The organism is Psychromonas sp. Urea-02u-13 (assembly GCF_002835995.1).
Classification (GTDB): Bacteria; Pseudomonadota; Gammaproteobacteria; order Enterobacterales; family Psychromonadaceae; genus Psychromonas.
In genome coordinates, this window is record NZ_PJBZ01000055.1 from 61074 (window position 1) to 72285 (window position 11212).

The following is an 11212-nucleotide window of genomic DNA, read 5'->3' on the forward strand; positions in this document are numbered from 1 at the left end:
AAAACGCGAAGCTAAAGCATCACATCCGAGGTCAAAATAGGAGGTAGAGCTTCAGCTCTGCTTTAACGGCGCCAACGATAAAAACAAAAAACGCGAAGCTAAAGCATCACATCCGAAACATCCAGCAGCATTCGGATGTAGAGCTTCAGCTCTGCCTTAACGGACCAACGATAAAAACAAAAATCGCGAAGCTAAAGCATCACATCCGAGGTCAAAATAGGAGGTAGAGCTTCAGCTCTGCTTTAACGGCGCCAACAATAAAAACAAAAATCGCGAAGCTAAAGCATCACATCCGAGGTCAAAATAAGGGTGTAGAGCTTCAGCTCTGCCTTAGCAGCATCAACGATAAAAAAAAATCGTGAAGCTAAAGCGTCATATCCGAGGTCAAAATAGGATGTAGAGCTTCAGCTCTGCCTTAACTGCACCAATTGAATAAAACGCTATACTTATCAATAGCGATAAACGCATAACCAAACAATTGAAACACAATAAAAAATTTAAACTTCTTGCCCTGCAGCCCAACCACTACTCCATGCCCAAGCAAAATTAAAGCCACCTAACCAACCAGTAACCTCTAACGCTTCACCAATAAAATAAAGCCCTTCTACAGACTTACATTGCATTGTTTTAGATGAAATAAAGTCAGTATCAATACCACCCAGCGTGACTTCAGCGGTACGATAACCTTCTGTGCCGTTAATAGCTGGAGACCAGTGATGAAATAACTGTGCAATTTGCTGCAGCTGTTTTTCGTTATACTGCTTTAATGGCACGCTAAGTATCTCTTCACTCTCTAATAAGCATTCCACAATACGTTTAGGCAATTGATGGCTTAAGAGCGTTTTCAAGCCTAGTTCGGGACGATTTTGTTGCGTAATAAGCAATTCTTGTAGAAGATCCATTTTAGGTAAAAGATCTAATGTTAAAGGCTCTCCAGGTTGCCAATAGTTTGAAATTTGTAAAATAACCGGACCACTCAGACCACGATGGGTAAACAGTAATGCTTCGGTAAAGCTAACCTGTTTGGTCTTTTTACCGACTTTAATTTCACAACTTGCAGTGGCAGGAAAACTAATACCAGAGAGGTCTGCAAACTTCTCTTTTTGTGCTTGATGTAAGGTAAAAGGAACCAAGCCTGCACGTGTTGTTTTAACCGGTAGTTGGTAATGTTCTGCAATTTTATAAGCGAGTGGTGATGCGCCCATTTTTGGCAGTGATAAACCACCAGACGCCACAACTAACGACTGACATTCGTAATTACCAAGCTTTGTTTGCACAGCAAATTTATGTTCACTTATTTTTTGCTGAGAGAATATTTCACATTGCAGTTGCACTGTCACACCGGCAGCAGATGCTTCATCTAATAACATTTTAATAATTTGTTTAGCGCTATCATCACAGAACAGTTGTCCGTGATCTCGCTCGTGCCAGCTAATGTTATGTTTATCGACCATCGCGATAAAATCCCACTGGGTATAACGGCTCAGTGCTGATTTAACAAAATGCGGATTATCACAAAGAAAGTTAGCAGGCTCTACATAGAGGTTAGTGAAGTTACAACGTCCACCACCACTCATAATTATTTTTTGCCCTGCACGCTTAGCATGATCTAAGACTAAGACTTTACGCCCGCGTTTTCCCGCTTCAATTGCACACATTAGCCCTGATGCGCCAGCACCAATGATTATTACATCCCACATCAACTATAACCCCTTTAATTTAAGGCCCTAAGGATACAGCAAAAACAACCACAAAAAAAACTAGCCCAACATAGCAGCATCAACAATAAAAACAAAAACCGCGAAGCTAAAGCATCACATCCGAAACATCCGAGGTCAAAATAGGAGGTAGAGCTTCAGCTCTGCCTTAACGGCACTAACAATAAAAACAAAAAACGCGAAGCTAAAGCATCACATCCGAGGTCAAAATAGGAGGTAGAGCTTCAGCTCTGCTTTAACGGCGCCAACAATAAAAACAAAAATCGCGAAGCTAAAGCATCACATCCGAGGTCAAAAGAAGGGTGTAGAGCTTCAGCTCTGCCTTAGCAGCAACAACGATAAAAACAAAAAAAGCGAAGCTAAAGCGTCACATCCGAGGTCAAAATAGAAGGTAGAGCTTCAGCTCTGCTTTAACGGCGCCAACAATAAAAACAAAAAACGCGAAGCTAAAGCATCACATCCGAAACATCCAGCAGCATTCGGATGTAGAGCTTCAGCTCTGCCTTAGCCGCATCAACGATAAAAACAAAAAACGCGAAGCTAAAGCATCACATCCGAGGTCAAAATAGGAGGTAGAGCTTCAGCTCTGCTTTAACGGCGCCAACGATAAAAACAAAAAACGCGAAGCTAAAGCATCACATCCGAGGTCAAAATAGGAGGTAGAGCTTCAGCTCTGCTTTAACGGCGCCAACAATAAAAACAAAAATCGTGAAGCTAAAGCATCACATCCGAGGTCAAAATAGGATGTAGAGCTTCAGCTCTGCCTTAACGGCGCCAACGATAAAAACAAAAAACGCGAAGCTAAAGCATCACATCCGAGGTCAAAATAGGATGTAGAGCTTCAGCTCTGCCTTAACGGACCAACGATAAAAACAAAAAACGCGAAGCTAAATCGTCACATCCTAAGTCAAAATAAGGGTGTAGAGCTTCAGCTCTGCCTTAACGGCCCAACAATAAAAACAAAAATCGCGAAGCTAAATCGTCACATCCTAAGTCAAAATAAGGGCGTAGAGCTTCAGCTCTGCCTTAACGGCGCCAACGATAAAAACAAAAAACGCGAAGCTAAATCGTCACATCCTAAGTCAAAATAAGGGCGTAGAGCTTCAGCTCTGCTTTAACGGCACTAACAATAAAAACAAAAAACGCGAAGCTAAAGCATCACATCCGAGGTCAAAATAGGAGGTAGAGCTTCAGCTCTGCCTTAACGGACCAACAATAAAAACAAAAACGGCGAAGATGAAGCACCACTTCCCAAAATAAAAGCAAAAAAAAGATCGCACAAGGCGATCTTTTTAAAGTAGCTATAAAACTAGCACTTCATCTATTACAAATTACTCTGCAGCAGCAGGTGCTTCAACAGCAGCAATTTCTAATAATTCAACTTCAAAAATCAGCGTTGAACCAGGAGGAATAGAACCAGCACCTTGCTCGCCGTACGCAAGTTCAGCAGGAATAACAAATTTGTATTTTTCGCCAACACTCATCAACTGAACACCTTCAGTCCAACCAGGAATTACACGGTTAAGAGGGAATTTAGCAGGTTGACCACGTTTAACAGAGCTATCAAACTCAGTGCCGTCAATTAATGTACCTACATAATGTACAGAAACTGTATCTTCAGCAGTAGGTTTAGGACCATCAACTTTAGTGATTACAGAGTACTGTAGACCAGACTCAGTCACGGTTACGCCTTCAACTTTTGCATTTTCAGCTAAGAAGCTTTTTGCATCTTCAGCAGATTTTGCAATTTTTGCAACTTGTGCTTTTTCTGCAGCAATTTTCACTTCAGCATCATATGCTTTAAGTGTTTCAATCATCTGTTCTTCAGTCATTTGAGACTTGTCACGTAACTTGTCAGAAATACCTTTTAAGATAATCTCTTTATCTAATGCCATGCCAAACTCAGATTGCTTTTCAAGCGTAGTATTAACGTAGCTAGCAAAAGATGCACCAATTGCGTAAGCTGCTTTTTCTTGGCTATTTTCGAAAGAAACTGTTGTTGTTTCTTCTTTTTGCTCGTTACAGCCAACAGTGAATGCAACAGCAGCTGCTAATAAAGAAACTTTAAATACGTTTTTCATTGTTACTCCAAATATATATAAAAACTTGTTAGTAGATAGCAACTTATCAATCATGTCACTATCAAAAATTATGTACTTATACTAACCTTAATGATTCTTTTCATCAAAAGTTAATTAGCGAATGTTATTAAAAATGTTATTGAGATTGCCTTTTAAATTACTGTTTTTATTACCTTGTCTCATTTTTGTCTTTTCCTGCTCACAATCAGATACTCCTCTGCAACAATACGAACATGCTGTAGAAGGTGCATTTGCAGCCGAAATTTCACAAAATGGCGACTATTCTATAACCTCATCCATTCATCATGGATTAGGCCTTTGGGATAACCGCAATAATAAATTACTTTATCAATGGCAACATCGTAATGCTGAAAGTAACGATATTTATATTGTGCGCATCTCTGCTGACAATAGTTACGCGCTTTCAGCAAGTCGACATGAATTTGCAATTTGGAACATCAAAACTGGCCAGTCCGTTGGCTTTTATAAAGTGAGTGATTCCCCTATCCGTGATATTCGATTATCTGCAAGTGGGCGTTATGTTCTCTATGGACAAGTAAATGGCAAAGTAGTTCATATCGATTTGAAAACAGGTCGAAGATTAGAGATGCCGATACACAGCGAGAAAGTAAACAGTGTCGACCTCTCTGCTAATGGGCTGTACGCTCTATCAGGTGGTAACGATCATCGGGCTTTTTTATGGAATACAAAAACAGCACAAATAATCCAACAATTTAACTTCAAAAATCGTGTTTCAATGGTCAAACTAGAAGACCAAGGCCGTTATGCTTTTGTTGCTGATAATCAAAAATCATCACAAATTTGGAATCTAGAAACCGGTGAATTACAAAGTACGTTAATCTACACTGCACGTCAGTCAATCTTCTCTTCGGTACGTTTTATTAATGATGGTAAACAATTACTGACAGGAAATGGCACTAAAACAGTGCGTTTGTGGGACGTAAATAGTGGTTTAAGTTTACAAAAGTGGATGGTCACACCAAGAAAAGAGACACGCCCGAAAACAGCTGTAGTATACTCTGCCACATTATGGGATGGCGATAATATTGCCACTGAAAGCTCCGCTGGATTCCTTGAAATCTGGCCAATTAAAAAGTTAGGTAAAAAATGACAACAGAAAGCCGTATTGAGCAGTTAGAGATGAAAGTTTCGTTCCAGGATGACAACATCGAAACATTAAATAGCGAGATCTTTGATCAGCAACGTAAGCTACAGTTACTCACTGAGCAAGTCATGCATTTGGTCACCAAACTAAAAGATGCAGAGCCTGATACAGGCGGTATTGATCAAGTGGACATGCGCCCACCACATTATTAAAAAGTGAAGTCATCAGCTTTAAGCTGTCGGCTATCAGCGAACATATAAAATCAGCTGACAGCTAATGACTGACAGCTGACAGCTAATAAATTAACCTATTACACTACCTAATTGGAAGATAGGTAAGTACATCGCAACAATCAGACCACCAACTACCACACCTAATACAACCATGATCATCGGCTCTAGTAAGCTTGTTAAGGCATCAACAGCGTCATCAACTTGTTGTTCATAAATGTCGGCAACTTTACTTAACATGCCATCTAAATCACCAGACTCTTCACCAATCATCACCATTTGAGAAACCATGTCAGGAAAAGCACCTGTCGTTTTCATAGCGACATTCATTTGCATACCCGCCATGACTTCAGAACGAACGCTATTTATCGCAGTACGATAAACATAGTTACCTGATGCACCAGCAGCGGAAATAAGCGCATCAACCAATGGAATACCTGCAGCAAACGTAGTTGAAAGCGTTCGAGCAAATCGAGCAACTGCGGCTTTATCTAAAATAGTGCTAATCACCGGAATTTTTAATACAAACTTATCGGTATTATCACGTACTTTTTGCGATTTAAGATGTGCCTTTTTAAAGCTAATAACAGAAGCAACTACGATTGCGACCATAATATACCAGTACCCCTGTACCACATCAGAAATAGCCAAAACAAACAGCGTAAACGCAGGAAGCTCAGCACCAAAACCTTCAAAGATATCTTGGAACTGTGGAATTACGAACAGTAATAGCAACATTGTTACGATACCCGCCACTGCTAATACAGCTGCCGGGTAAAACATCGCTTTTTTAATTTTAGATTTTAACGCTTCCGACTTCTCTTTATAAATAGAGATACGGTCGTAAATTGTTTCCAGTGCACCAGATTGCTCACCCGCATCCACTAAATCACAATATAAATCATCAAAGTATTTAGGATGGCCACGTAAAGTTTGCGAAAGAGGCGTACCTGAAGCAACCTCATTAGCAATAGAGCTCATTAATTCGCGCAAAGGTGCTTTCTCATTACTTTTAGCAATAAGTTGCAAGCTTTGTACTAAAGGCACACCCGCACTCAACATAGTAGCAATTTGGCGCGACACGACAGCAATATCCATTGGTGTAATTTTATCACCAAATGAAAAGAGCGATTTAGCCTTCTTCTGCGTATTAGTAACATTCACACCTTGCTTGCGTAACTCAGCTTTTATTTCAGCAACCGACTCACCTTGCAATTCACCCGAGACCTTATTACCTTTGCGGTTAATCCCTTTCCACTTAAAAGTATGAATTACGGTGGCTTTCACTTTTTTACTTGCAGCCATGATATTTTCCTTAATTTATAGGGGCTACCCTTTAATGCGATTTGTTACATACTAAAAAACTGATCTAAAAACAGCGAAGCTAAAGCGTCACATCCTAAATATAAATCAACCTTTCGGATGTAGAGCTTCAGCTCTGCCTTAAATCCACTATTCAAAAACACCATAAAACCTTAATTCGCATTCCATATCATTAATAAGTTTAATGGGGTTGTTTTTAATGTACTGATAAGTAACATCAAAATGCTTCTGTGAACGAATAGCTCGATCATAATAACTATGCGCCCAAAACTGTCCGGTTAATGACAGTAATTTATTTATATCTCTCGCACTATTACCTTTCAATTTTTGCATCAACAAAGGTAACCTTATTATAGGCTTTAATAATAGATGTACATGATTAGGCATAATAGCAAATGCAGTTAATTCGTAGTCTATTTTATTAGCATTTTTGAACTGTGTGACTAAATACCTTAAAATATCACCCGATAAATATGATCCCTTGGGTGATAAATCTAAATGCTCGTCTGAAGCTAATTGAAATTGTTGATTATCTTGCTTTTCACTCGGTAAACGCGAGATAAAATCATCCGTGCTGGCTTGCGTTCTAAAGGTAATAAATTGATAGGAGTTGAGGTCATCGATATGCGCTAAGTGTGAATATTTCATAAAACCTCTGAGTAGGGCTGAATACTGAAATATGATTCTATTAAGTTATCTTTAGCAGGTTTAGCTCTGCCCTAACTGCATCAACAACAAACAAAAAAACGCGAAGCTAAAGCATCACATCCGAGGTAAAAATAGGATGTAGAGCTTCAGCTCTGCCTTAACTGCATCAATAATAAAAACAAAAACCGCGAAGCTAAAGCATCACATCCGAGGTGAAAATAGGATGTAGAGCTTCAGCTCTGCCTTAACTGCATCAATAATAAAAACAAAAACCGCGAAGCTAAAGCGTCACATCCGAGGTCAAAACAGGATGTAGAGCTTCAGCTCTGCCTTAACTGCATCAATAATAAAAACAAAAACCGCGAAGCTAAAGCGTCACATCCGAGGTAAAAACAGGATGTAGAGCTTCAGCTCTGCCTTAATAAAAACTAAGTAACCCTTGTCACTTCTTTCAAACTAGTCACACCTTCAATGGCTTTATGTAAAGCAGATTGACGTAATGTATACATACCTTCAGCTTCAGCGACACTAGCTATTTGCATTGCGTTACCATCATTAAGAATGATATGTCCGATATTATCTGTCATTACCATCACTTCATAAATACCCACACGACCTTTATAACCATCACTACATAGCTTACAACCAACAGGTTTATAAATTGTAAAACCTTTTTCTATATCACTGGCATTAAAACCAATCGTTTTTAACTCTGTATCGCTATAATTATCTTCTTCTTTACACTCTGGACATAAACGACGTGCTAGACGCTGCGCAATAATTAATGACACTGACGATGCAATATTAAAGGCCGGTACGCCCATGTTTAATAGTCGTGTTAATGTTTCTGCAGCGGAATTAGTATGTAACGTAGATAAAACTAAATGCCCTGTTTGTGCTGCTTTTATGCCAATTTCAGCAGTTTCTAAATCACGAATCTCACCCACCATCACAATATCGGGATCTTGACGTAGGAATGAACGCAAGGCAGAAGCAAACGTTAGGCCGGCTTTAAGGTTAATTTGTACCTGATTAATACCGGTTAAATTAATCTCTACAGGGTCTTCTGCCGTTGATATATTACGTTCAACGGTATTAAGAATATTAAGGCCAGTATAAAGAGAAACTGTTTTACCACTACCCGTCGGGCCTGTGATTAAAATCATACCTTGGGGTTTATCAAGCGCAGCTAAATATTTCGCTTTCTGCTCATCGCTATAACCTAACTTATCAATATTCAAGGCGGCTGCAGAGGAGTCCAAAATACGCATTACGATCTTCTCGCCCCACATAGTAGGTAAGGTACTCACTCGTAAGTCGATACTACGTTTAGCGGATATTTTGAGCTTGATACGGCCATCTTGAGGTAAACGACGCTCTGCAATATCAAGCTTTGACATTACTTTTAAGCGTGCTGAAAATCGATTGGCAAGATTAACAGGTGGCGTCGCCATCTCTTTTAAAATACCATCGATACGAAAACGAATACGGTATTTTTTCTCGTAAGGTTCAAAGTGTAAATCTGATGCACCTTTACGTACGGCATCAATCAAAATACCATTAATATATTTAACAATTGGCGCATCATCATCAACGCCCTGTGCTTCATCTAATCGTGAATCGGCTTCATCAACTTCGATATCGTCAATGTCGCCCATATCCATGTCATCAAGAGAATCTTCATCACTCTCAAGTAATTTATCGATTGCTTCTTTAAGAAAATCTTCTTCAACTAACAAGGCTTCAGTATGCATCGAGAAACTAAACCCAAAGTCTTCAAGCGCACCTACATTAGTAGGATCCGACATAGCAATATAAAGCGTTTTTTGTTGCACATAAACAGGCAACGCATGATGTTTCTCTATAAGCTTCTGATTAATAAACTTTTCAGGAATATTATCAAGCTCTAAGGTATCAGAGTCTAATAGAGGAATACCATATTCAGCTTCGCAGAACTGCGCAAGCTCAAGGCTAGAGATAAAACTATTTTCCACCAAATAACTGACCAACGATATTTTTGCATTAGCAGCAGAGGTAGTAATCTGTTGGAGTTTATCGAGGGGCAGTAAACCACGAGTGGCCAGGCTAGAAGCCAGGCCACTAATATTATGAGTGGTCATTAAGAGTTAACAAAGACCAACTAAGGCACAGTTTTCACCAGCTCCAGCTACTGGAAGAGTCTCATTTTGTACCCATTGCACTTGCCCTGTTCCTTGAACCGTTCCAACAATAACATATACAGGGTTGTTATCAGTGATAGTTTGTGATGTTGCCGTTATTGTAGCAACTGAATCAGAAACGCTTAGAACAACTGCAACTGCATTTGTATATATTGATGTTGCACCAGCAATTGCAGCTGTAGAGGAAGTACAATCAGTGAAATCATCATCAATTTGAGCACATAGATCTAGCGCTTGTTTGACAGAGCCAGTAGCTAAAACAACTTCAGAAAACTTAGCTTTCTGTGTGTATGTATTATAAGCAGGCAACGCAACCGCTGCTAAAATACCGATAATCGCGATAACGATTAATAGTTCGATTAATGTAAAACCACTTTGTGTTTTTTTCATTTTTTATTTTCCTTAATATAAAATTTACAACCATTTTCGTTTCTCACTGATTTCTCCAGCATGACCTGTAAGAGAGGAACCGATGAATCGTTGTTTAAAGTTAATCTTATTAAAAACAGGCATTAGTATATTTTTTTGATACTAACAGAAATCCTTTTCTTGCCTTTTTCTGCACTTATTAAAAGTGCGTCCTTGACCAGGTCTTTAGTAAAATAAACTTAAGTGTGAAAGGTTCATTTTATAAATAACATTAAAACATCGTTAAACAGTATCAACAACATTTTACTCTTTACAGTGAATAGCTTAGCTCAATACAGAAAAACCACTTATTCTAAATAGTAAAAATTCAACGTTTTGTATAAAAAGACCAACCTTGCGTAAATAAATCATCGCATACTCATCACGTGCAAACAAGCGAGTAGAAGCAAATCACTAATCACAGTTAGAGCAAGATCTCATTTTTTTAAAAAATTAGTTAACAAAAAAATAACTTTTTAAAATCAAAGTATTAACGATAATATTCTACAGAGTCGCTAATTATAAAGTGTGGCCTAAGTTTATAAATTTATTAGAAAATTTAAAAACAATCATTACATATACCTAGTAATAGCTATTATCTCAAGTAGAGTGATGATATCGCACACTCGCCTGCAATATCCCCATTATTTAAATGGCGATAGTAGTAATAACAGCAAGACGTTCACGTAAGTGAGGGAGTAGTATTTTTTGAATAACGATTGGAAAATATATATGAAGGGTGTCTTTTCATCAGAAGTGGCTTTGGATTTCATTTTCACAAAAAACTTAAAGTAACAACTCTTCGAAGCTAAAGCTTCACTTCCAAAAACAACACCAAATGAGACCTATTTATTTACGTGATTTCACAAGTATTTATCCTATCCACTTGCTCAAGTCAAAATATAGTCTAATTTAAATATCATCTCTCATTTAAAAAAGGAAAATACCATGTTAAAAATATTCACTTATCGTTTACTACTCGTGGCTTCACTTTTTCTATTATCAACCAGCACACAGGTGTTAGCCACAGAGAAGGTTTTAGATGTAAACAGCGCAATAGAAGTCTCAGAGAAAATAAATATTAATCAAGCAGGTGCAAAAGAACTCGCTGCCATTAAAGGCATCGGCACCAAAAAAGCACAAGCAATTATTGAGTATCGAGAAACTAACGGTGATTTTGTCAGTGTTGAAGAGTTGGTCAAAGTAAAAGGCATTGGTAAAGGGACGTTGAAAAAAATAGCTCCGTTTATATCACTGTAATAAATCACTAAATATTAAGGCCTCTACTTCCACTAAAACTACCGATCACTTGGAAACGGGGCTTCGCTTGTTTTATATATACAAAAAACGCGAAGCTAAAGCATCACATCCGAAGTCAAAAGCAGGAAGTGGGTTTCAGCTCTGCTTTAACTGTATCAACAATAAAAACAAAAAACGCGAAGCTAAAGCATCACATCCGAAATAAAAAGCAGGATGTAGAGCTTCAGCTCTGCCTTAA

The 11212-nt window shown here is 38.5% G+C and carries 9 protein-coding genes; 3 read left to right on the plus strand and 6 right to left on the minus strand.

Annotation, left to right across the window (positions count from 1 at the left end):
• Positions 1-497: 497 nt before the first annotated feature.
• Together CXF74_RS09500 and fkpA are read right to left on the minus strand one after the other, a co-directional pair.
• Positions 498-1700, minus strand: a complete 1203-nt coding sequence (locus tag CXF74_RS09500) for an NAD(P)/FAD-dependent oxidoreductase (protein WP_101082189.1) — start codon at positions 1698-1700, stop codon at positions 498-500.
• Positions 1701-3049: 1349 nt separating this feature from the next.
• Positions 3050-3799, minus strand: coding sequence for an FKBP-type peptidyl-prolyl cis-trans isomerase (gene fkpA / locus CXF74_RS09505; RefSeq protein ID WP_101082190.1), 750 nt, complete (start codon positions 3797-3799; stop codon positions 3050-3052).
• A gap of 121 nt (positions 3800-3920) precedes the next feature.
• Between fkpA and CXF74_RS09510 the strand changes: the two genes are divergently transcribed.
• Together CXF74_RS09510 and CXF74_RS09515 are read left to right on the plus strand one after the other, a co-directional pair.
• Positions 3921-4931, plus strand: coding sequence for a WD40 repeat domain-containing protein (locus CXF74_RS09510; RefSeq protein ID WP_232772484.1), 1011 nt, complete (start codon positions 3921-3923; stop codon positions 4929-4931).
• Positions 4928-5137: a SlyX family protein gene (locus CXF74_RS09515; RefSeq protein ID WP_101082193.1), complete on the plus strand. Its 210-nt coding sequence runs from the start codon at positions 4928-4930 to the stop codon at positions 5135-5137. The genes CXF74_RS09510 and CXF74_RS09515 overlap by 4 nt, the downstream gene beginning before the upstream one ends.
• Before the next feature lie 90 nt (positions 5138-5227).
• Here the strand turns inward: CXF74_RS09515 and CXF74_RS09520 are convergent, their stop codons facing one another.
• From CXF74_RS09520 to CXF74_RS09535, 4 genes are all read right to left on the minus strand, one after another.
• Positions 5228-6460, minus strand: coding sequence for a type II secretion system F family protein (locus tag CXF74_RS09520; RefSeq protein ID WP_101082194.1), 1233 nt, complete (start codon positions 6458-6460; stop codon positions 5228-5230).
• Between the two features lie 147 nt (positions 6461-6607).
• The gene (locus CXF74_RS09525) at positions 6608-7126 is read right to left on the minus strand and encodes a transposase (protein WP_101082196.1); all 519 of its coding nucleotides are present in this window, start codon (positions 7124-7126) and stop codon (positions 6608-6610) included.
• Positions 7127-7554: 428 nt separating this feature from the next.
• Positions 7555-9246: a type IV-A pilus assembly ATPase PilB gene (gene pilB / locus CXF74_RS09530; RefSeq protein ID WP_101082198.1), complete on the minus strand. Its 1692-nt coding sequence runs from the start codon at positions 9244-9246 to the stop codon at positions 7555-7557.
• Between the two features lie 6 nt (positions 9247-9252).
• A complete protein-coding gene (locus CXF74_RS09535) occupies positions 9253-9696 on the minus strand; it encodes a pilin (protein ID WP_101082200.1) in 444 nt (147 codons plus the stop codon).
• Positions 9697-10662: 966 nt separating this feature from the next.
• Here CXF74_RS09535 and CXF74_RS09540 point away from each other — a divergent pair.
• Positions 10663-10974 carry a ComEA family DNA-binding protein gene (locus CXF74_RS09540; protein WP_101082202.1) on the plus strand — a complete coding sequence of 104 codons (312 nt, stop codon included), beginning with the start codon at positions 10663-10665 and terminating at the stop codon, positions 10972-10974.
• Positions 10975-11212 lie beyond the last annotated feature (238 nt).